The 21,585-nt window shown below is 69.8% G+C and carries 23 protein-coding genes; 16 read left to right on the top strand and 7 right to left on the bottom strand.

The genetic code is table 11. The features are described from left to right. Window positions 1-3 precede the first annotated feature (3 nt). From OG718_RS02220 to OG718_RS02210, 3 genes are all read right to left on the bottom strand, one after another. Window positions 4-783, bottom strand: a complete 780-nt coding sequence (locus tag OG718_RS02220) for a class I SAM-dependent methyltransferase (protein ID WP_328843006.1) — start codon at window positions 781-783, stop codon at window positions 4-6. A 196-nt stretch (window positions 784-979) separates the two neighbouring features. After that, window positions 980-1,381, bottom strand: coding sequence for a DUF6415 family natural product biosynthesis protein (locus tag OG718_RS02215; RefSeq protein WP_328843005.1), 402 nt, complete (start codon window positions 1,379-1,381; stop codon window positions 980-982). Continuing rightward, window positions 1,378-1,872, bottom strand: coding sequence for a hypothetical protein (locus OG718_RS02210; RefSeq protein WP_328843004.1), 495 nt, complete (start codon window positions 1,870-1,872; stop codon window positions 1,378-1,380). Before OG718_RS02210 ends, OG718_RS02215 begins: the two co-directional genes overlap by 4 nt. Window positions 1,873-2,068: 196 nt before the next feature. On the opposite strand from OG718_RS02210, the gene OG718_RS02205 reads away from it, so the two are divergent. The 4 genes from OG718_RS02205 (at window position 2,069) to OG718_RS02190 (ending at window position 7,073) form a co-directional block, all read left to right on the top strand. After that, complete coding sequence (locus OG718_RS02205) at window positions 2,069-3,391, top strand: hypothetical protein (RefSeq protein ID WP_328843003.1); 1,323 nt, start codon at window positions 2,069-2,071, stop codon at window positions 3,389-3,391. Further along, window positions 3,388-3,990: a GNAT family N-acetyltransferase gene (locus OG718_RS02200; protein ID WP_328843002.1), complete on the top strand. Its 603-nt coding sequence runs from the start codon at window positions 3,388-3,390 to the stop codon at window positions 3,988-3,990. Before OG718_RS02205 ends, OG718_RS02200 begins: the two co-directional genes overlap by 4 nt. Window positions 3,991-4,206: 216 nt before the next feature. Beyond that, a complete protein-coding gene (locus OG718_RS02195; RefSeq protein ID WP_328843001.1) occupies window positions 4,207-4,581 on the top strand; it encodes a hypothetical protein in 375 nt (124 codons plus the stop codon). Then, the gene (locus OG718_RS02190; RefSeq protein WP_328843000.1) at window positions 4,581-7,073 is read left to right on the top strand and encodes a tetratricopeptide repeat protein; all 2,493 of its coding nucleotides are present in this window, start codon (window positions 4,581-4,583) and stop codon (window positions 7,071-7,073) included. Before OG718_RS02195 ends, OG718_RS02190 begins: the two co-directional genes overlap by 1 nt. A 171-nt stretch (window positions 7,074-7,244) precedes the next feature. Here OG718_RS02190 and OG718_RS02185 read toward each other — a convergent pair whose 3' ends face one another. Further along, complete coding sequence (locus OG718_RS02185; RefSeq protein WP_328842999.1) at window positions 7,245-8,609, bottom strand: transcriptional regulator; 1,365 nt, start codon at window positions 8,607-8,609, stop codon at window positions 7,245-7,247. Window positions 8,610-8,812: 203 nt separating this feature from the next. On the opposite strand from OG718_RS02185, the gene OG718_RS02180 reads away from it, so the two are divergent. The 8 genes from OG718_RS02180 (at window position 8,813) to OG718_RS02145 (ending at window position 14,732) form a co-directional block, all read left to right on the top strand. Continuing rightward, window positions 8,813-9,682: an aspartyl/asparaginyl beta-hydroxylase domain-containing protein gene (locus OG718_RS02180; RefSeq protein WP_328842998.1), complete on the top strand. Its 870-nt coding sequence runs from the start codon at window positions 8,813-8,815 to the stop codon at window positions 9,680-9,682. 35 nt (window positions 9,683-9,717) lie between these two features. After that, window positions 9,718-10,467 (top strand): nucleotidyltransferase domain-containing protein, encoded by a 750-nt coding sequence (locus OG718_RS02175; protein WP_328842997.1) that lies wholly within the window; start codon window positions 9,718-9,720, stop codon window positions 10,465-10,467. A gap of 30 nt (window positions 10,468-10,497) precedes the next feature. After that, the gene (locus OG718_RS02170) at window positions 10,498-10,632 is read left to right on the top strand and encodes a hypothetical protein (RefSeq protein WP_328842996.1); all 135 of its coding nucleotides are present in this window, start codon (window positions 10,498-10,500) and stop codon (window positions 10,630-10,632) included. Continuing rightward, window positions 10,629-11,183: an LOG family protein gene (locus OG718_RS02165; RefSeq protein ID WP_328842995.1), complete on the top strand. Its 555-nt coding sequence runs from the start codon at window positions 10,629-10,631 to the stop codon at window positions 11,181-11,183. The genes OG718_RS02170 and OG718_RS02165 overlap by 4 nt, the downstream gene beginning before the upstream one ends. Then, complete coding sequence (locus OG718_RS02160) at window positions 11,180-11,707, top strand: orotate phosphoribosyltransferase (protein WP_328842994.1); 528 nt, start codon at window positions 11,180-11,182, stop codon at window positions 11,705-11,707. Before OG718_RS02165 ends, OG718_RS02160 begins: the two co-directional genes overlap by 4 nt. After that, entirely contained in the window at window positions 11,704-12,345 is a 642-nt protein-coding gene (locus OG718_RS02155; RefSeq protein ID WP_328842993.1) for an HAD family hydrolase, read from the top strand. Before OG718_RS02160 ends, OG718_RS02155 begins: the two co-directional genes overlap by 4 nt. Before the next feature lie 233 nt (window positions 12,346-12,578). Beyond that, on the top strand, window positions 12,579-13,514 hold the full coding sequence (locus tag OG718_RS02150) for a phosphotransferase family protein (RefSeq protein ID WP_328842992.1): 936 nt from the start codon (window positions 12,579-12,581) through the stop codon (window positions 13,512-13,514). 474 nt (window positions 13,515-13,988) lie between these two features. After that, on the top strand, window positions 13,989-14,732 hold the full coding sequence (locus OG718_RS02145) for an NUDIX hydrolase (RefSeq protein ID WP_328842991.1): 744 nt from the start codon (window positions 13,989-13,991) through the stop codon (window positions 14,730-14,732). 147 nt (window positions 14,733-14,879) lie between these two features. On the opposite strand, the gene OG718_RS02140 is transcribed toward OG718_RS02145, so the two are convergent. Further along, window positions 14,880-16,166 (bottom strand): hypothetical protein, encoded by a 1,287-nt coding sequence (locus OG718_RS02140; RefSeq protein ID WP_328842990.1) that lies wholly within the window; start codon window positions 16,164-16,166, stop codon window positions 14,880-14,882. Between the two features lie 163 nt (window positions 16,167-16,329). Here OG718_RS02140 and OG718_RS02135 point away from each other — a divergent pair, with 163 nt between their 5' ends. Then, a complete protein-coding gene (locus OG718_RS02135; RefSeq protein ID WP_328842989.1) occupies window positions 16,330-16,464 on the top strand; it encodes a hypothetical protein in 135 nt (44 codons plus the stop codon). A gap of 433 nt (window positions 16,465-16,897) precedes the next feature. Here OG718_RS02135 and OG718_RS02130 read toward each other — a convergent pair whose 3' ends face one another. Next, complete coding sequence (locus tag OG718_RS02130; protein ID WP_328842988.1) at window positions 16,898-18,718, bottom strand: pentapeptide repeat-containing protein; 1,821 nt, start codon at window positions 18,716-18,718, stop codon at window positions 16,898-16,900. Between the two features lie 223 nt (window positions 18,719-18,941). On the opposite strand from OG718_RS02130, the gene lexA reads away from it, so the two are divergent. The 3 genes from lexA (at window position 18,942) to OG718_RS02115 (ending at window position 20,624) form a co-directional block, all read left to right on the top strand. After that, a complete protein-coding gene (gene lexA / locus OG718_RS02125; protein ID WP_328842987.1) occupies window positions 18,942-19,613 on the top strand; it encodes a transcriptional repressor LexA in 672 nt (223 codons plus the stop codon). A 320-nt stretch (window positions 19,614-19,933) separates the two neighbouring features. Further along, complete coding sequence (locus OG718_RS02120; RefSeq protein WP_328842986.1) at window positions 19,934-20,431, top strand: hypothetical protein; 498 nt, start codon at window positions 19,934-19,936, stop codon at window positions 20,429-20,431. Further along, window positions 20,409-20,624 carry a hypothetical protein gene (locus tag OG718_RS02115; RefSeq protein WP_328842985.1) on the top strand — a complete coding sequence of 72 codons (216 nt, stop codon included), beginning with the start codon at window positions 20,409-20,411 and terminating at the stop codon, window positions 20,622-20,624. The genes OG718_RS02120 and OG718_RS02115 overlap by 23 nt, the downstream gene beginning before the upstream one ends. Window positions 20,625-20,812: 188 nt before the next feature. Here OG718_RS02115 and OG718_RS02110 read toward each other — a convergent pair whose 3' ends face one another. Continuing rightward, window positions 20,813-21,481: an ATP-dependent DNA ligase gene (locus OG718_RS02110; RefSeq protein ID WP_328842984.1), complete on the bottom strand. Its 669-nt coding sequence runs from the start codon at window positions 21,479-21,481 to the stop codon at window positions 20,813-20,815. Between the last annotated feature and the right edge of the window lie 104 nt (window positions 21,482-21,585).

Here is a 21,585-nt window from a genome sequence, read left to right as displayed (position 1 = left end):
GTACTACAGGTTTTGGCCTGCGAGCCGGTAGAGGGAGATGTGCTTGGCACTCGCAGCCGCCTCGTACGGCGTGCGGTCCCAGTCCGCCCACCGCTCCCGCAGCAGCAGTCCCGCCTCACCGGCGAGAGCGTCGATCTGTTCAGGCTTCCAGTAGCGCATCTGTCCGGGGACCACGCTCACCGGCTGCCCGTGGCGGAAGACGATCTCGTTGTAGTGGAACTCCTGGGCGTCGGGGTGGTTCTCGGCGGCGAAGAGGACCACCGTGTCGACGCTCCGGCGCTTGAGCGAGACGACGCTGCGCTGCTCGGGGAACACGCCGGGATGCGGCCCGTCCGGCAGGCGCTGGCCGGGCCGCGGGATGAACGTCTCGATCAGCAGCGTGCCCTGGTCGGTGAGCATGCGCGCCGCGTTGCGCAGGAACGCCCGCTGCGTGGCCTCGGAGGCCAGCAGGAAGAACGTGTTGAACAGGGCGCACACCAAGTCCACGCGCCTGTCGGCCACATAGTGAGCGGCGTCGGCCGTGATGGGGGTGATGGGCAGGTCGCCGGTCTTCTTTGCCAGCTGACGGGTCATCTCCTCGGACGCGTCGACGGCGAGGACGGGAACGTGCCCGGCCAGCGGAAGGGTGACCCGTCCCGTGCCGGAGCCGATCTCTACGGCGGGCCCGTCGCCTGCCAGGCCGGCCAGTAATCGGATCTGCGCGTCGGACGGCACGAAGTCGCTGTACAGCGCGTCGTATTCGTCTGCGGTGCGTTCGCCGTAGGTGTCGCTGCGGTAGGTCATGGGCGGTTTCCCTTCGTCGCATTGATGGGTTCGTGGCTGTTCGTTGGCCGCGCGGCCGTTTTGTGCCGGTGGAGTTGTGCGCGGGGCCCGTTTGGGAGCCCCGGCGGTTGCGGGTGGAGTGCAGCCGCCGGGGCTCCTGCGCCGTCCAGGCCCAAAGGCACGGGGGGATGGCGCTGGACGGCGCCCCCGGAGCAAGTCAGTCGGCATGGACAGTCGCCAGCCGGTCGAGACGCTCGTACAGGAGGCGAACGACCCGGGCGCGGTTCTGCGCGGAAGCGAGGGTGGGGCGAGGATCCACCGATAGGCGCCGACGGGCCTCGCCGAGCACGGTTTCGGTGAGCGGGTGCAGCGGGCTGAGGCGCGGCAGCTGGGCACACAGCGCCCGTACTTCGTCTGCGACGAGGAGGGCGTGCCCGGCCAGCAGCCGGGCGATCTGCTCGCAGTCCTTCGGCGGGAGCGTGTCTCCTGTCGTGGGCAGTGCGATCACGGCGGTGGCCAGCAGCATGACCGGTTCCCGGTCGAGGGGCAGATCCCGGGCGAGCGAGCCGTCGGGGTCGCAGAGCACCATGCCGGAGGTCTGCACGGGAGTCTCGTTCACGACGCCGTCGCCTCTGCGTAGGAGGGCGCCAGTTCCCGCAGGCGCGCGGCCAGCCGGTCGGGGTCGACGAGCACCGGAGTGGCGAGGTCGCGCGGGGTGCCGACCCAGTCGGCCGCGACGCTGGTGTCCTGCACGGTGCGCGGCATGAGCAACTGGTGGCCCCGGCCGAGGACCCGCACGCCCGGGATGCCGGCGAACGTCTCGCCATTGCCGGTCGGCACCATCACGTACAGCACGCCACGCAAGTGGTCGGCCACGATCAGGTAGCCGCGGCGGGTGCCGGCACGCATCGCGGTGAGCGCGTCCAATCCCAGCTGCAGGGGCTTCACAGACACCGCTTGCCAGTCCTCGCCACATGCCACGAACGCGGTGTGATCGCGGCCCCGGACCCAGTGCGCACGCTTGCTGACGGTCTCGGCAGCCAGCTCATCCCACGTCGGGGTGGGCTTCCTGGTTCCCTTGGCCGTTCTGTCGGCGGAGGACTTCGCCACGGCCGCCTCCCTGAGTGGTCGTCACGTCACCGTCCACGCAAGCAGCACAAGCCGAGCGGGAGCGACGCCAGGGCGATGCAGGAACGATGAAAGTCGGTCCAAGACGGGTGCACCCTGGCCCAAGTCCGGGCATGGGACGGAGGAGGGGCGGTACGGTCGCCGCACCCTTCCAACTTCGCGGACTCCGGAGCCCGGTATGGCCGACCGCAGCAGCGCCATCCCCAACCCCGTGCTGCGCCAGGTGCGCGTGGACGAATTCCAGATGAGCCGTATGGAGTTCGCCGCAGCGGTACGCCGGGCCGGCGAGGAGATGGGCGAGCCCGTCGGGTGCCGGTCCCGGTTAGTGGCGGCCTGGGAGGACGGGGAGGTCGGCTGTCCCCGGGGCGTGTACCGGCGGATCCTGACCCGGATGACCGGCCGCAGCATGGCCCAACTGGGCTTCCACACGGGCCCGGCGGCCACCGTGCTGCCGGCGGTCACCGCGACGTCCGGGCTGCGGGAGGCGAGGGATTCGGTGGAACGGCGCCACTTCCTGTTCGACGGGGCAGGCGTCGTCCTGGGGCTTCCGCTCGGCACCGACGAGAAAGCCCCGGGGAAGATCGGCGCGACTCAAGTGCGAGCCGTCACCAAGGCCGTGGCCACGCTGTACGAGAAGGACCACGACCACGGCTCGGCGACGGTGCGTCAGGCGGCCTCCCGGGCACTGCACACCGCCTACCAGTGGCTGCAGAACGGCACGTACAGCACGAAGACCGAGACCAAGCTGCGCTCGGCGGTCGGCGCGCTGTCGATCGCGGCCGGGTGGCTGTCGTACGACTCCGGCCGCCCGGGAGACGCGCACTCGCTGTACGGCGAGGCCCTCGCGGCAGCGCGGATCGCAGACGATCCTGAGCTGGAGGCGCACGCGTTCGGCTGCTTGAGCCTGCTGGCCAAGGCCCAGGGGCGGCCGCGCGAGGCGATCGCCGCCGCGCAGGGAGCACAGACTGTCGCCAGCAACGTCGGGTCCGCGCGTCTGCTGAGCCTGTTCCACATGCGCGAGGCCGGCGGCTGGGCTCTGGCGGGCGACACCAGCGCGACCGACCGGGCGATCGTGAAAGCCCACCACCTCTACGCCCAAGGCCCCAATGACGCCGACCCCGCGTGGCTCGACTTCTACGCGCCTGGCGAACTGGCCGGGCTGGAGTCCCTGGCCCGCGCCGATCTCGGTCAGCACGAACGCGCCGCCGCCGGGGCCGAACAGGCCGTCCTGCTGCACGGCGGGGCTTTCGCGAGGAATTCTGCTCTGTACACAGCGGACATCGCCATCCAACATGCGGTGAGGGACCGGCCCGAGCCGGAGGCCGCCGCCGAAGCCGCGGGCAAGGTCCTGGCGTTCCTCCCCGAGGTGCGCTCCGACCGGCTGCTGCAGTCGCTGCACGACGTCGCGGGTGCACTCCAGCGACACAACCGCGTACCCGCGGTCGCCGACTGGATCGAGGAGTACCGCACCGCCACCGCAACCGGAGGAGGACGGGCGTGACCACCCCCAGCACCCGCACAGACGTCGTGATCCGCACCTACGGACCCGGCCAGGTTGCGCCGTTGGTCGACACAATCGCCGACATCTGGGCAGACGCCCACCCGGAGATCGTGGACACCCCCGGCGCCGCCACCGACGGCTTGTCCGTGCCCGCGCTGCGCCGTCAAGTCCTCGGACACGTCCGCCACCACCAGGAGGGCTTCACGCTGGTGGCCGCGTACGCGCACAGCTCGATGATCGGCTTCGGGTACGCCTTCCCCTGCACGCCGGAATACTGGTACGGCCCGGAACTGCTGCCGCAGATCCCCGAACACGTTCGCGCCGGCCGCCTCATGGGGCTGTGTGAACTCGCCGTCACCCCTGCCTGGCAGAACCAGGGCATCGGGACCCGCCTGCACGCCGCGCTCCTCAAAGCGATCAACCCCGAGTGGGCATCCCTGCTGGTACGCCCCGACAACACCACGGGGCGCGCACTGTACGACCGGCTCGGCTACCGGTACGCGGGCCCATACCGCAACACCCCGGACGGCCCGGAGTTCGATCTGCTGCTCCTCCGGATCGACAGCGAGCCCGTCCCACCCGACGGCGGAGATCGCTGACCGCCTCGCTCATGCACGCCATGCTGCTCGGCTTCCCTCAGCGTTGACCAAGCCCGGCTACTGGGGATTCACGGGCTACCGACGAAATGCATTCACCAGCGGTTGCCCGGGATGGTGAGTGCGGTGATCCCTTGCTCGCGGTGCCGAATTCCTGATTTTTTCCTCCACTTGACGGAATCCACCATTTGATCACCCTCGGATGGTGATGATGGGGGTATGACGGGGTGGCGGATTCTGTGGTGGTCGTTGACGGTGGTGGGTGTCGGCGCCGCCATCGGATTGAGCGTGTTGGTGATGGTCGGAGATCTGGACACGGCGAGTCAGCTCGCGAGCGTGGTGGGCGCCGTGGCGGGTGTGGTCGCGTCGGCCGTGTCGGTGTACGCGATGTTCGGAACGCCAGCGTCCCAGTCTGCGCAGATCCGTGCGCGGGACGGTTCCAACGCCGCAGGCGGAAGCATACGTAACGCCTCGGCCCGGGACACCACCCCAGCCCCGGCCACGCCGGACAGCGGCGGGGGGAAATCGGCGAGCGGCGGGTCCAATGCTGCCGGCGGAGACATGGACGGCAACACGGCGTACAAGGGTCCTTGATGGGACTGTTCAATCGCCGTGGCGACAAAGGGTCCAAAGCCGCCGCTGTTCCAACGGTGGAGGCAAGCGGTGGCTCGAACGCAGCGGGCCGCGACGTCGTAGGTTCGGTCGCCCAGCATATCGACAGCGCAGTGGTCCTTCCGCCAGAAGCGTACGGCCCGGCCGCCGACGTGCCCGCGCCGCTGATGCTGCGCAACATTCCGCGCACGGCAGGGTTCGTCGGGCGGGAGGAGACTCTTGGCCAGCTGGAAGCCGCGTTCTCGACCCCTGGGGATGTGGTGATCCAGGCCGTGCACGGGCTCGGCGGCATTGGCAAGTCCGCCCTTGCCGCGCACTGGGCACAGCGCTTCACCGGAAATCCCCGCTGGTGGATCACGGCCGACAGCAAGACGGCCGTGGACGCCGGTCTTGCCGAGCTGGGCCGCGCCCTGCAACCGGCTCTCACTGGCATGCCCGAAGACTTCCTGATCGAGCGGGCGGTGCAGTGGCTGGCCACGCATGAGGACTGGCTGATCGTCCTCGACAACGTCGACCACCTCGACGACATCCACTCCCTTCTGGGCCGAGTCACCACCGGCCGCTTCCTCATCACCACCCGCCGCGCCACCGGCTGGACAGGCCACGCCGCCACGCTGCGGCTGGACGTGCTTAGTGCGAGCGAGGCCGTCGAATTGTTTACCCGCATCCTGTCCGCCCCCCTGGACGGTGCAGCCGACGTCGCCGCGCTGTGTGCGGAGCTGGGGTATCTGCCCCTTGCAGTGGAACAAGCCGCCTCCTACTGCGCCGAGACCGGCACCAGCCCCTGCGCCTACCTGCGCATGCTGACCGAGTCACCGGCACAGATGTTCGCGGACACCACCGAGGGCGGCGACGCCGAACGCACCATTGCCCAGATCTGGCGCATCACCCTGGACCGCCTTACCGACACCCCCCTCGCTGGGAGTATCCTGCGGATCCTGGCCTGGTGTGCCTCCCAAGGGATCCCGCGCACTCTGCTGGACGACCTTGCGCCAGCTCCAGCGTTAGCCAAGGCCATCGGTCGGCTCATGGCCTACAGCATGATCACCGATAGTGGTGACGGGACGCTCTCGGTGCACCGTCTCGTGCAAGCCCTCGCCCGGACCCCCGACGCAGACGACCCCCACCGGCGCCCGGCGGACATCGACCACGCACGCGAACAGGCCACCGACTGCCTCAACAGCGCGTTTCCCCACAGCATCAAAGCCCCTGAGGCATGGCCGCGGTGCCGTGCACTCCTACCGCACGCTCAGGCTCTCGCCGAACACACGCCAGTCGAACGTGGCACCGCCACCGCGGCGTACCTGTTCAACAGGACCGGACATTTTCTCCTGACACAGGGCAAGATCGCCCTTGGAGCAGAACACCACCACCGCGCTGTCGCCGATTGTGTGCGGGTGCTGGGCGAGGACCACCCCGACACTCTGGGATCCCGCAACAACCTCGCCTTCGCCTACCGCTTGGCTGGTGACCTGGGCCGGGCGATCCCCCTCTATGAGCGGACCGTCGCCGATTACGTGCGGGTGCTGGGCGAGGACCACCCCGACACTCTGGGATCCCGCAACAACCTCGCCTTCGCCTACCGCTTGGCTGGTGACCTGGGCCGGGCGATCCCCCTCTATGAGCGGACCGTCGCCGATTACGTGCGGGTACTGGGCGAGGACCACACCGACACCTTGACCTCCCGCAACAACCTCGCCCTCGCCCATGAGTCGGCTGGTGACCTGGGCCGGGCGATCCCCCTCCACGAGCGGTCCCTCGCCGATTGCGTGCGGGTGCTGGGCGAGGACCACCCCGACACCTTGACCTCCCGCAACAACCTCGCCACCGCCTACCACTCGGCTGGCGACCTGGGCCGGGCGATCCCCCTTCTCGAGCGGACCCTCGCCGACCGACAGAGGGTACTGGGCGAGGACCACCCCGATACTCTGTCCTCCCGCAACAACCTCGCCACCGCCTACGGATTGGCGGGTGACGTGGGCCAGGCGATTCCCCTCCTTGAACGGTCCCTCGCCGATCACGTGCGGGTGCTGGGCGAAGACCACCCCGACACTCTGTCTTCCCGCAACAACCTCGCCTTCGCCTACCACGCGGCTGGCGACCTGGGTCGGGCGATTCCCCTCCTTGAGCGGACCCTCGCCGATTGCGTGCGGGTGCTGGGCGAAGACCACCCCGACACTCTGTCTTCCCGCAACAACCTCGCCGTCGCCTACAAGTCGACTGGTGACGTGGGCCGGGCGATCCCCCTCTATGAGCGGACCGTCGCCGATTGCGTGCGGGTGCTGGGCGAGGACCACCCCGACACCTTGACCTCCCGCAACAACCTCGCCACCGCCTACCACTCGGCTGGCGACCTGGGCCGGGCGATCCCCCTCCTTGAGCGGTCCCTCGCCGATTGCGTGCGGGTACTGGGCGAGGACCATCCGGCGACAAGGAACGTGCGCACGAACTTGGACACTGCACGGTCCCACTGATCGAAGGATCCTTGCCGACATCGGGCTCGGAGGGTTCGTCCGGCTTCTCCTGACGACGGGAAGCCCCGCCGCGAACCAGCCCGCTAGCATCGCCCAACCTGACGCAAGCCTCGCGTAGTGATCACGCCCGGCATTTCTTCACCTCTGAAGAACCATTTCGTCGGTAGCACTTCACTCGGTGGAGGTGTAGTCCAGGAAGTCGGCAACGGCGGATATCCCGCGGCGGCGCGCGAGTTTCTTGCGGAGGTCTTCGAGGGTGTTGGTGCCACGTGCGGAGGTGACGCCTCCCATCCGGTCGACGGCGTCATGGGCGGTGGCCACGGCGGCGTCGATGTCGCCGAGGCCGAGGTGGGCTTCGGCGAGGCGGGCGAGGTAGATGGAGTGACCGCGGGGGAAGGCGGCCGCGTTGTACGCCTCCTGGCTGGTGGCGGTAGAGGCTTCCAGGAAGTGGGCGACGGCCCGTTTGGGGTTGCCCAGGTTGAGGGCGGAACTGCCGATGAGCTGGTGAGTCTCGCCCAAGTTGTACCAGTAGACGCAGGGGAGATCGTCTTCGATGGGCCCGGCGTGCTCGTAGGCGTCCAGGGCGGCGTTGGCGGACCGGTCGGCGGACCGGGTGTCGCCTGCGTGGGCGTGGGCCCTGCATGCGCGGGCGTGGAGCATGGAGGTCAGGCGGGCTGACCCGGTCCGCGGGGCCTGGGACAGGGCGGCTTCAACCAGGTCGACCGCGCCCCGGGGGTTGCCGGTCGAGTAGTGCTGGATGGCCCAGAACGCAAGGGCGTTCGCTGCGACGACGGGGTCGTCGGCGCTGGCGGCGGCCCGCAGGGCGGTGGAGTAGTGACGTTCGGCGGCGGCCGCCTTCCCGCTGTCGTACGCCGTCCAGCCTGCGGAGCGGGACGCCTCGGCAGCGGCCCCGAAGAGTCGGCGCTCGACGCCCTCGCCGAAGGAGGCGTTCTTGAGGGTGGAGGTGATCAGGCGGAGTTCGGAGCGGGCCGCGTCGTAGACGTCGCCGGAGCCGACGGTGTCGTCCAGCCTTCGCAGGCTGTCAAGGCGCTGCTCGAAGTGGTCGGGGACGTCGGCGCCGATATGGCGGCCCGCGGTGGGGGCCGCTCCTGCTGGGGCGGCGGCGGACCATTGCGCCACGGTGGTGCCCAGGGTGACGGACGTGGTGATCAGAAATTGCCTGCGGTCCACCGGACCTCCTGTGATCTCCAGTGCCTGCACCGCCCCAGTGGTCGTCCACGGGAGGGTAAAGAGGGTGTGGCCCGGCAGGGCCAGCAGCAGCCAGCCAGGCCAGCCGTGGGCGTGGATCTCCTCGGGCGGGATGCCTTCGAGCGAGGCCATGGCGAGTTGGGTGTGGTAGCTGGGCGCGTAGACGCCGGCGATCCACCGGGACGCCTTCTCCTTGCGGTACGCCATCTGCCCGTACCCCATGCGCTGGTGCTGCTCGGCCACCCGGAGCAGATACGCCTCCGCATTCGTCCCGCGCACGGCCAGCAGGTAGGCCAGCGGGTGGCGTGCGGTGGCATCAGTGGTCACGGACCAACCCTTTCGCGGGCGCGGGCAGCACCAGTCTTCCGGCTCCCGGCGGGCGGGGGAAGGCCGCCGGAGGCGAACGGCAACGGGCGGCAACGACCCGCAACGGGCGGCAACGCCGCCGGTCTGTGCGGCAGTTCGCCCTTGCGGTGTCCTTGCACGGCTGCCCGCCAGGGCCGCGTCCGACGACGTGTCAGGAGGACGAAATGGTGACCACACTCCCCGCAGCCGTCACGGCGGTGCAGACCGGCCCCGGACGGACGGAGGTGCTCGACCAGGTCGCCCGGCTGGCCGACCTGGAGGAGTCCGCGGTCGAGCAGATGCGGGCTGAGGCGCTGGGGGCGCCGACGCGCGGCGTCGTAGCGTACGGCGAATACCAGACTGGTGGCTGGTGGACGGCGTCGCTGATGAACATGTCCGGCGATCCGCACGACGTCGTGATCGGAGACGGCCACCCCCGGCCCACCTCCCTGCTGGAGGCCATGCCCGCCACCGCGCAGTTCCTCGACGGGCTGGGACTGGACTTCATGTACGTGCGACTGGCCCGCCTCGAGCCGCACTCCTATCTGTGGGAACACCGCGACTACGCGGAGCTCAGTGAGCGTGGCCGGCACCGTCTGCACGTCCCGCTCGTCACCAACCCCTCGGCCGTCCTGGTCACCGCAGGAGCCCGGGTCCACATGGCGGCGGGGTCCCTGTGGCGGCTGACGCCCTCGCAGGCGCACGGGGTGTGCAACTCCACGGGCCCGGACCGGCTCCACCTGATCGCGGACGTGTACGCAGACGACGCCTACCAGGCTCTGGCCGCCCGCCCGCACCTGCGCGACGGGGACGCGGCGGACCTGCCGGAGATGACGTCGGCCGACCGGGCCGGGCTGCTGGAGCGGGCCGGACAGCTCGCGGAGCTCGGCTTCACCGACGCGGCCGAACAGACGCTGCTGCGCGCCTTCTACACCTACGCCCTGCCGGAGGGCGGCGCGTACGACCTGATCACCGAACTCCACGCGGGCCGCCGCGCGGACGCCGACGTAAGCCGCTGGCGGGCGGCGAAGGCGCACCTGCTCGCCCGCCCCTGAGCCCGCCCCGATCCCTTCACCCGAGAGGACACCGCATGCCCACGGCCGTACTTCCGCCCACCGAACTCACCCCGCTGGAGGAGCTGGCTCACGCGCACCGGCCGGCGCAGCTCGCCGTCCTGGGCGACCTGGTCCACGCCCTGTCGGCCACAACCGCCGTGACACACCTGCTGGTTCGCGGGTCGCTCGCCACCGGCACTGCGGACCGGTTATCCGACGTCGACCTGGTCGTCGCCGTCCGCGACGACCGGCTGCCCGCGCTGATGGACAGCCTGGACGCGCTGATGTCCACCACCTTCGGCACCCTGCTGCCCGGCTGGCGGGACACCATCGTCGGCAATCTGGGCGGCGCCGGGTTCGTCTACCTGTTGCCGCACGACGGCCACCTGCTGCAACTGGATCTCTACCTGTGCCCGACCAGCGCGGTCAGCGCGCTGTACCGGAGGATCAACCCCAGGCTGCTGTGGCAGGGACCCGGCTCCGAGGACACGGCCGACGCGGACACCCAGGCGCGGACGGCGCAGGAACTGGCCCACGCGGCTGAAGCACCGGCGGACTGCGGCCAGCTGCTGGTCCAGGCGATGGTGCTGCACGCGATGCTCCGCAAGCGCCTGGCCCGGGGCCAGCAGTACATCGCCTACGGCCTCCGGCACGACCTGAACGTCACCTGCCGGGACGTGAACCGTACCGCGCTGGTGCCGCACTCGCGGCATCACGGCTGGTACCACCTCCCCGACGAGGTCGGCCGCACCGCCACCGGCCGGGAGTGCCTGGCCGAGCTGTAGGAGGCGCTGACCAGCCCGCCGGTCCCCACCGTGGCGCAGGCCGACGAGGACCTGGACCGCATCGTGCGCCTCGCTCAGCGGATCGCCCCGAACGCCGTCGACCTGCTGACCGTCCAGATCGCCGCGTACCGCGCCTACCAGCAGCACGAGGAAGGGCTCGCATGAACAGTCCCGACCTGACCGTGGCCCTGTTCGCCGGAGTCGTACCGCCGGACAGTGAGGAACCGCTGGCGGAAGCGGCTGGCGCCGCGCTGGCCCGCGCCGGGTACGCCCTGCGGCACGGCGGCTACAACGGGCTGATGGAGGCTGCCGCACGTGGCGCCACCCACCACGGCGGACTGGTCACCGCCGTCACACTGGCCGACCGCCCCGACTGGGGAGCACTCAACCCCCACGTCACCACCACCGTCTACGCCCCGACCATGGGGGATCGGCTGCACGCCTACCTCGACGACGCGGACCTGGTCGTGGCGATGGGCGGAGGGGTCGGCACGCTGCACGAACTCACCGCCGCCCTGTACTACGCCACCACAATCCGTACCCTGCCCGTACGGCTGCTCGGGCCCACCGCGTGCCGCCTGTCCGCGTTCCTGCGGGCCGAAGGCTGGCTGACCGAGAGCCCCACCCGGCCGCTGGGCTTCCTGCAGGAACTTCCCGACGCCGAAGCACTCGACGCCGATCTCAAGGCCCTCGAGGCCGGGCGGTGCGCGCGGTGACCCCATCCACTGTCTCCCCCTTCGCGGAGAAGATCGCTACCGTCACCTACCGGCCCGGCCCCTACCGGCTGCCAGACGGTAAAACGCTCGACGTGTACTTCGACCCCTACCTGCTGGCCGGTGACCCGGAACTGCTGAAGGAGACCGCGGGCGCGCTGGCGGCCCTGCTGCCTGCCGGCACCGAGGCCTTGGCCGGTCCGGCGCTGGCCGGCATCCCGCTGGTCACGGCGGTGTCCCTGCACACCGGTCTGCCCGCTGCCTTCCTGCGTCCGGCTCCCAAACAACGCGGCTCGTGGCAGCAGCTCGAGGGCGCCGAGCTCGGAGGCCGACGGACCGTCCTGCTCGACGACACCGCCCGCAGCGGCGCCAGTCTCCTGCGCAGCGCCCGTCTGCTGCGGATCGGGGGCGCCCTGGTCGGCACGGCGGTGTGTGTCCTGGACCGGGACGCGGGCGCCACCACCCTGCTCTCCGACCACCACCTGGTCCTGCGCGCCCTGGTCCGCGACCCGGGCGGCACGCCGTGAACGCGGCGAGGCAAGCGGCGCTGTTCGACCTGGACGGGGTGCTTCTGGACAGCGCCAACCAGATGCGGTCCACCCTCGCGGCGGTCGCCACCTGCGCCACCGGCTCCCGCGTGATGCCGGGTGACCTTCCGGCCGACGCTCTGCGCCGCCCCCGCTGCGAGGTCCTGGCGCTCCTGGACGTCGCCGACCCCGACGACGCGTGTGACCGCTGGTGGGACGGCGCGGCATCGACGACTCCGGTCGAGACGTTCCCGGGGGTGCTCTCCGGGCTGCTGGCCCTGCGCACGCAGGGCACGGCCCTCGGCGCGGTCACGCTCCAGGACCCCGACCGTGTCCGGTGGCTGCTGCCGGAGGCACTGTCCGAGCATCTGGAGGTCGTCATCACCCGGCAAGACGCGCCGCCCAAACCGGCCCCGGACGGACTGCACCTCGCCCTCGGCCGACTGGACGTCACCCCGGAGCGCGCGGTGTTCGTCGGGGACAGCCCCTCCGACATGACCGCGGCCCGCGCCGCCGGAGTCGTCGCTCTAGGAGCGGTCTGGGGCTGGCACCCTCCCGCCGCTCTCCACGCGGCCGGGGCCCATCACCTCCTGCCCCAGCCCACCAGCATCGGGCCGTCCCTGCTGCACCACCTGTAATCGACAGCGCGTGACCACATAGCCCGACTACAGTGGAGGGGCGCCCCTGCGGGCGCCCCTTTGCACTTCTGCACTCAGAGGACACAGGCGAATGCGCGTGATGCGGCGACGAGCACCCGGCGTCGAGCTGGAGTACTGAGGAACCTCGTTCCTCAGCCCGACTCGCGGTCCGGCTCGGCGCGCACCCCATCACCTCGCCACCCATTTCACCGGATCTCTGAGAGCTGCCCCAAATGCCTGTACTGCCCACCAGCGGCCGTCTGCAATGGACCGATGTCCCCCTGCCTCTGCGCGCCCGCCTCGAAGACGCCCTCGGCGCACCCGTCACCGACACGGTCACCCCCGCCGGCGGCTTCGGCCACCAGCTCGCCGCCGCACTCCGCCTGGCCGACGGCCGACGGGTCTTCGTCAAAGCGGCCCCCGACGACGATCCGCTGACCGCCGCCAACATGCATGAGGCCGCCGTCCTTGAGGCGCTACCGCCCGGTGCCCCGGCCCCGGAGCTGCTGGGCATCCACCGCGACGCCGACTGGACCGCCGTCGTCATCGCCCACCTCGACGGCCCCCATCCCGACCTCTCCCCGGCCTCCGGCGACGCCGAACAGACCTGGGCTCTCCTGGACAAGCTCACCTCCAGCCCCGCCCCGGCGCCGTACGCCGCGGCGGTGAGCACCACACCGTCCACGGTGGCGGGTCTGCACGGCTGGAACGAGCTGCTCTCCGCCCCGTCGGCCGATCTCGCCCCCGAGGCCCGCAACCACCTGCCGCAGCTCGCCGAGCTGGAAGCCGCCTGGCCTGCCCTCGCCCACGGAGACTGCATCGTCCACGGCGATCTGCGGGCCGACAACATGGTCCGCGACCACCACCGTGGCGTGACCTTCGTGGACTGGGCACACGCCACCACCGGTCCGACCTGTATCGACGCCGCCTCCCTCGCGCCGCAGCTCGTGCTCGCCGGGCATGCGCCCGCAGGCATCGCCCGCTTGCTCCGCGACCACCCCGCCACCGCCGACAGCCCCGGCACCACCACGGCGTTCCTCGCCGCACTCACCGGCCACTGGCACCGCAACGCCCGCAAACCTGCACCACCCGGCGCCCCTGGCCTGCGCGCCTACCAGCAGCGCGCCGCCGCCGCCGGTCTCGCCCTACTCGGCTATCGCATGAGCTGAAAACAAGGCGCCCTCGGGTCGTGCGGACAGGACCACCGGTCCACTCCGACCACCTGGCCCGCGGCCGCGCCCGGCCTCGGCTCGCCAAGCCCCACGCTGGATGCATGACCACCGCCGCTCCACCGCCGGGGGAAGCCGCCCGCGTCATTCTCCTCGACGTCGACGCACGCGTCCTATTGCTGGGTCTCGACGAGAAAGGCGCCTTCTGGGCCACCCCCGGCGGCGGCTGGAGGAGCGTGAGGACCCCACGGCGACGCTCCGCGAACTGCGGGGCGAACTCAGTTTGACGAGAAGACGGTCGAGAGGACCCAGCTCGCGGAGCTCACCAAGGTCTCCACAGCGTCAACGCGGATGATCCCTCAACGAGAAGACGGACGAGATTCACATCGGAGCCGTCCGTACGCAGGTTCGGCACCGAGAATGAAGCACCCGAAAGCGCGGGGGAGGACGGGGCTCTTATGCCAGTCTGAACCGGTGACACAGCCGCTCCTGCAGCCTTCCGTCGACATCCTCAGCGCCCGCGAGCTCCACCTGGTCGAAGAGCCCCCGCCGCAGCTGTCGCCGGACCACCAGCGTGCACGCGACCGCATCTGGGACGAGAAGGCCCAAGCCAATCCGGGTCTGTTCGACGGACCGGTCGTCGCATGCGCCGGCCTGGACCAGGCCGGACCGGACACCCTGGCCCTACGCTGGACTCGGGTGACCTACCGGCACTACGCCCTTCGCTGGGTCCCCGACGCCCATCCGCTGCCATCCCTGTTCGTCGACGTCCTGCAGCCCACCGACGGTGGGGCGCTTCTGGCCGGACGCATGTCACCGTTGACCGCCACCCCGGGCCGGTGGCAGCTGCCAGGCGGATCCGTCGAATACCCCGACGGCAACGACCCCCTCGACACTGCGGCGCTGCGGCAGAACGCCGTCCGCGAACTTGCCGAGGAAACCGGCATCGACACGTCCCCAGAGGACCTGACGCTGTGGGGCATCACCCGCGGCACGACCGGGAACATCGGCGTGCACTTCGTGGCACCGCGCCGCCCCGCATCGCTGATGCGCGAGCGGTTCGCAGCGGTGATCTCCTCCGCCGCGGCGTCCGGGAGCGAGCCCGAACTGGACCAGATCGCGTTCGTACGGTCCCCGGCCGACCTGGGAACACTCCACGGCCCTCACGTGGACTACCTCGGACCGGTCGTCCACCGGTATGCACCGGCATCGACCTGAAGATCGCTGACAGCCTTCATGAGCGTGGGGAAGCGGAAGTGATCGTCAGCGTGCCCGGAATGGGCCCGCTGGGGCCGAGTCCATCGCCTGCACCGGGGGACACGGACGCCTTCGGCAGTACGGGGCACCCACGTGAACCAGAGAGCCCTACTCGGTAAAGACCCTTGTCAGAAATGGCACCAGCGCAGCGACCGGGACCCAAGGGCCATGAAAGAGGGCGCCGGACCCCACGCGTGCGAAGGCGCGCACCCGCTGAGGCGTCCCACCCTGCTCGGCGATCATGCGGAAGCTGTGGCCAAACTCGGCGGCACTGCCCACGGCGCCCCCGCCAGCGTGACTGCCCAGGTCGAAGGGGAGTTGTCCGCCGCCGGGGCCCAGGGGAGGAAGTAGGTACGGAAGTACGACTTGTGCACCGCAGTCGATGTCGATGCCAGCCCCGGCGATCTGCACACTGACCGGACTTGGGTTGGAGACCCGCACCGCGACGAAGTACGGACCGGAGAAGTCCTCGGAGCGTACCTGGCCCGCAACCTCGATCGGGAGCAACGCGACGCTGCCGCCGGTCACGGTGTAGCCGGCTTGCAACTCCACTGTGATGTCGAGCGACGCGGCGCCCGAAGTCGAGGTCGGGCCTGAGACTTCCGCCGGGCTGGCGATGCCCCTGACGTTGAGCAGGTTGACCAGATCCCAGTAGAGGTTGATGAATTGGTCTCGGGCCTGGCAAGCCAGTCGGTTGAGCTCGTTGCGTTCCGCGGCGGTGCCCGGGTGGCTGATCTCCAGCATCTCCTGCCCCTCATCGGAGATGTCAGTCATGCCGTTCAGCTCGAAGCAGAGCGCCGTCAGACTCTGCAGCATGGCCTCATGAGCGTGCTGGAGCTCGGGGTCGACGTACTTGAACTTGTCGTCGTCCAGGGCAGGCAGGGCGTCGCACACGACGTTGCTCACGCTCAGGGGCACCCGGAACATGGTCTCGGCCTTGCGCAGCCAGCCCTGCCAGGGCCCGTCCGGCGGCAGCAGCCGCAGGATTCGGCCGGCCTTGTCGGCATCGGCTGCCGCGGGAAGCCGGACCTCTGCTCCGTTCCGGATGGACGGAGTGTCGCCTCTTGAGGGCGCGGGGCCGCCTGAGACGGTGCGACGCCGTTCCTGGTCTGCCGCGTTGCGCATCGCGCGCCACGCGGGAACCCCTCGTTGGGGGGTTGCGGACGTCTTGAAAGCGCGGGCCTCGAGCAGCTCGACGAGTTTGGTGAAGGGCGGGCCGTCTGTCGGCACGCTCGTGCCCTTGAACCACGGACTGAGCTTGCTCTTGCCGAGGTTGACGGCGGGAGTCTGCTGCCGACCCCAGCGCTCGATCGTGGCGTACGAGGGATCGCCCGCGTTTCTTCTGAGCTCCCGCAGTTGGTGCGCGAGGCGCTCGGGCGCTGGCTGGTCGTCCATTCGTCCCCCGTTCAGTCTGAACCTCCGCTGAACGCCAATTTCACCAGGTCTGGCCTGCGTTGATGTCCTGTTCAGCAGCGTCCGCGGTCGCTGAACCCCACCCCGGCCTGAATCCAATGTCGCTGGCAGGCCAACCGGGTCGGCAAACGAGGAGGGGTAGGCGATGGCGAATTTCGCGGAGAAGTGGCGTGACCGGGCCTGGCGGCGCGAGGCGTTGAAGACCGGCTGCGGGTGGGTGGTGTCGGGTGTGGTGAGGGAGTTGGTGCGTCGTGCCCTGATTCTGTGGCTGGAGCAATGACCCGACGGGTGGACCGCGGGCGGCCAGAGCCACCGGCCGTCCGCGTCGTATGACGGCGCGCGTTCAGAAATGTCGGCCCCGGCGTTCACGCGCCCGCGTCTCATGGCCCTTGCGGTAAGTGGACGCCTCCCCGTGCTGCGGCCGAAGCTCAAGGCGGGGAGGTGTGACCGTTCCTTGTACTTGGCGAGTGGGCCGATGTGTCCCGGCTGGTCACGGCGGTTCTGTTCATCGCCGTTGGCGAGGCATGTTCGCGATAGTTGGCGAATCCGTCGTCGCCATGGCCAGTTCTGTCGGGCCCACAGAAGATTTCAGTGGGCGTGGTTGTCACCTGGGCACTGAAATCTTCCGTGCTGCGATCCGGGGCGATGTAATGCCCCGATCGCTTCAGTGTCCGGTGGCCGGGGCATCTACTGTCTCCTTTGCGGCGTGGGGGTCAGCGTTTTACGCGGCTGCGGACGGCGAGGACGGCCAGGCCGAGGAGGACAGGTTCGGCCAGCCGGGAGGTCATCTCGGTGTAGGTGCCGGTGGTGGTGAGGTCCTGTCCGGAGGAGCGGAAGATCACTGAGTTGATCACCACCCGCAGGGCCTTCTCCCCCCGCTCGGTGGTGACGCGTTCGGTCAACGGACCGGTGGGGTTGACCGGGTCGGGGGTGTCGGTGGTGAGGACGATCTCCTGTCCGACGGCGACCTGGCGGCCGGTGGTGGTCGGTTTCGGGTCATTGGCGGGCAGGCCCCACAGCACCATCACCGCGATCGTGGCGGCCATAGCCGCCCCCAGCCAGGCCAGTGCGCGGGCGGCGCGCAGCCCGTATCCGGACAGGGTCCAGTAGGCGGTCATAAGCGCCCGCTCACCCCAGGGCCGGGTGGCGTCATGACGGCGCATCTCGCACTCGCCGTAGTAGAAGTCGGCGGCGTCCGGCTCGTTCTTGCCGTCCTCCAACGACTTGCGCAGCTGCCGGTACAGCGCCGCCACCGCTGCCGGCTTCAGCTCGGGGGCGTCCTGCGGCGAGGTCCAGCCGCGGGCGATGGCCCGGTGAGGGTGGCGGGCGGTACGCACCCGCCAGTAGTGCTCCTCCGCCAGTGTGTTGCGCCGGCGCCACCGCCCGGAAAAGGGTCGGCCCCAGCCAGCGGGGGCGCTGGCGAAAGTGCACCAGCCGTCTACCTTGATCTGGTCAAGGTGGACGGCGCCGGCGAACCGGCAGGCACCCAGGTCGATGTCCTGCAGCGCCAGGTGCGCGGCATCCACCCCGTCCACCGACACCAGACGCACTCCGGGCTCCTGGCCGAACAGCTCTGTCTCCGGCAGCGGGTCATCCGACATACGCAGAAAGGGGTCCAGGCGGGCGGCAACCGTCACCGGGTACTCGAAGACCGCGTCCCTCAGGTCCAGCCCGACGTAGCGCAGGCGCAGCGTGGCGGTCGATGCCCACCGGGTGCGCGCACAGGTCACCTGACGGGCGGCGATCGCCACCGTCACCGGCTGCTGGAACACCGCACCGTCCAACACCACCCGCTTACCGCACACCAGCGGCCCAAGGTGCGGCGCCATCTCGAACCGTGCCCCGCTGAACCGCGCCTCGCCGGAGAAGGACGCTCGGTCAAAGCGGGCGTCGTGGAAGAAGGACGCGCCCTCGAAATCGGCGTCGCGAGAGAAGGACGCCCCGTCAAACCAGGCGTCGCGGGAGAAAGACGCCCAGTCAAAGTGGGCGTAGGAGAAGGACGCCCCGTCGAACCTCGTGACGGCGGAGAAGGACGCTCTCCTGAACACGGCGGCGCTGGAGAAGGACGCGTCGTTGAGTATGGCGGGGCCGGAGAAGGACGCGTTGGTGAAATCGGCGGGGCCGGAGAAGGACGCCCCGTCGAACATGGCGGGGCCGGAGAAGGACGCCCCGTCGAACATGGCGTCGCCGGAGAAGGACGCTCCGCTGAACATGGCGTCGCCGGAGAAGGACGCCCCGTCGAACCAGGCGACGCCGGTGTGGGGCTTACCGGTGGTGGGGTCGCGGAGGGCAGCGAGTAGCTGGTCCAGTAGTTCAGGGGTGAAGGGGGTGCCGCGGTGGTCGATGTCGGTGCCGGGTGACAGGGCCGCGAGGTAGGCGGCGCGATCGGCCTGGTTCAGGTGGGCCAGGCAGGCGGTGTGGTCACCGACGTGGATGCCGCGGCAGCCGACCGGAGCGGCCGGGGTGGCGTCGTGGCCGCAGTGCGGCCACTCCGGCGGGGTGGTGGATGGCGGTTCGATTGCGGCAGACGTCATGCCTCAAGGACGTACCGGTGCCGTCGAGCAGTTGCCGGACCGCTCGTGTGATCGCCTGCGGTGGACTCGCCAGCTCCGTGAACATCCGCCAACAAGCGCGAACAGTCACAGGAGGCGCAGTTGCGGCCCGTCCCCCGGATTTCAGAGATTCGACAAGGTGTTCCATTTATGGAGGTTGGAGGGTTAGGGTCGTTCCGAACGATCTTGTACGGAGGTGCCCCGGATGGAGAACACCGCGCACGCCCGCCGAGGCCGCCCTCCGGGCACCCGGGCCGCTGAGGGGGAGCTGACGAGCCGCCAGGCGGCCATCGTCCGCTGCATCACGGAGACGGTCGACCGGCAGGGCTACCCGCCGTCGATGCGGGAGATCGGCCAGGCCGTGAAACTCGCCAGTACGTCCTCGGTCGCCCATCAGCTGATGGCCCTTGAGCGTAAAGGCGTCCTCTACCGCGACCCGCACCGACCCCGCGCCTACCGGGTCCGCCCCTCATGGGCACCCGACCTGGGATCCAGGAGCGAGGCACCGGTCGACGTACCGCTCGTCGGGCGAATCGCCGCCGGCGCGCCCCTACTCGCCGAGGAAATGGTCGAGGACGTCTACTCCTTGCCCCGCCAACTTGTCGGCGAAGGGGAAATGTTCGCCCTGACCGTGGTCGGCGACAGCATGATCGACGCGGCGATTTGCGATGGCGACATCGTGATTGTCCGCCGCATGGACAGCGCCGACCACGGCGATATCGTTGCCGCGCTCTTGGAGGACGAGGCCACCGTCAAGTTCCTGCGTCGGCAGGACGGCCAGGTGTGGCTCATGCCCCGCAACCCGGCCTACAAGCCGATCCCCGGTGACCAGGCGCAGATCCTCGGCAAGGTCGTCGGCGTCCTGCGCATGCTCTGAGGCGCCGGAAAACCCTTGGAGATCCGTCTGTTGATCCTGCCAAGCTGAGACGCACCGAAGGGGTGTAGCTCAGAGGCTAGATGTATTGACCTGAAGCGTTGTTCACACGGCTGACGGGCGGCTGGCCTCCAAAACCGGATGCCGCAGGTTCGACTACTCCTGCCACCCCTGCCACGCGCATCACCAGCGGTCGTCCTTCACGGACGCGGAGCCCTGCCAGCAGGCCCGGGCGGTAGGGAATTCGGAAACGGCCTCTGCCGCCTGCGCCGCCGCGAGACGATGACTCCGTTCTTCGGTAACCGGTGCCTGCGGAGGCCTTCGTGTCCAGGGTTGTGCTCACGACCGACCACGTCCACGACCATGGCGGCGATGACCGACGGAGGTGGGCCACTCCCATGGCGTACGAAGAGGAGCGGGAGGGCGCGATCGTCGGCCTGGTGACTCAGCTCTACGACACGGTCATGGACGACTGCCAGCCGTGCCGCCAGCAGCTCTTGGACCTCCTCAAAGACGACCCTGCGACCACTGGGATCCTGGTCCACTGGGCCTGTCTGGTCACTGCCGAGACCTACGGTGATCTGCCGGACGTGCTCATGGAGGGGAGCGAGCCGGCCGACGCACCGTTCCACCCCACCGCAGCGTTCCGGGACGTGGCCCAGGCCTACGCGGCCAACTGGGGCACCGTCAACGGAGCGACTGGCGCAGTGTGCGAGGCATGCGCCGCGTGTACGCCCGAGGAACGGCTCGCGGCGGCAACGACGGCGCTCGAACTCCTCGTCGGCTTCGATGAGTTCGATGTCGACTTCCTCTACCAGTGACCGGTCGCACGAGGCCACACGTCGGCGGTTGCTCAGAGGCCTGGACGAAGCCCTGCAGGCCGCCGGGATCGGATTCCGCACCCCTGAGACGAAGCGACCGCTGACCGCGCAGGACCTGATTTTGGACGAGCGGACCTATCCCGAGCTCTACCTTCTCGACGCCCCCGACCTGGTGGAGTCCGTGCCGATCTGACCCGTGGCCATATGGGAGCCGTGGTTACAGACATTTTCACCGGGAGACTGTGTGCGTCCGGGACGGGTGTGGCACCGTGGACTCAGGCCGGGCCCGTCACTCCCCCCGTGGCGGCGGGCCCGGCCTTGTGCATTCCGCTTCGGTGAGTGCGTGGATCTGCCGGTCGAGTAGCTGCCCCTTGACGGAGGTCAGGCTCCGAAGAGCGGCAGTTGGCCGACGGTGAGGTCTTCGCGTACCCGCAGGAAGCGCACGGGGTGGCGGTAGCGGCCGTCGTCGACCGCAGTGTCTGCGAGGAACTCCACGACGACCTCGGGGTGTACGGGGTGGAACTTCAGTTGGTCGCGGGTGCCCCAGCCCGCGCTGAACGTCCAGCCCGTCCACGGGTGCTCGCTTGAGGCCGGGGCGAGCAGCCCGGCCAGAGTGCGGCCGGCCGCCTGGGGCAGAGTGGTGGTGCGGCCGGTGTACTGAAGGTGCCCGGCGGCATCGAGCCTGCCGAGCAGCAGGCTGCGGGGGGCGGAGAGGGGCCCGGTGATTGCGCCGACGATCGCCTCCTGGGTTTCGCGGACCTTGTACTTCCGCCACCCGCGCACTGCCGGCCGGTACGGGGTGTCCAACTGCTTGAAGACCAGCCCCTCCAGGCCGACCGTCGACCACGTCAGCCACTCACGGGCGGTATCCGGATCCGTGGTCGACGGACACAGCGCCCACGGCGCCGCCAAATGGTGCTTGCTGAACAGTTCCTCAAGTGCGGCACGGCGCCGCCGGTACGCCCACGTCAGGGTGGTGGTGCCTGCCAGACGCAGCACGTCGAAGGCGACGAATTCCCTGTTGAATCGGCGTGTTGAAGCCGATCTCAAGGGACGTGGTGTGGCCAGGTGGCGGGTGTTTTGGGCGCGAGAAGGCGTTACGGCTTCCTCGGAACGTGTGCGTCGACTGATCGGGCGGGAGGACCTTGCCACGG

The sequence above is a fragment of the Streptomyces sp. NBC_00258 genome, assembly GCF_036182465.1.
Lineage (GTDB): Bacteria > Actinomycetota > Actinomycetes > Streptomycetales > Streptomycetaceae > Streptomyces.
The sequence above is the reverse complement of the archived record's forward strand: the minus strand, read 5'-3'. Positions and strand labels throughout refer to the sequence as shown.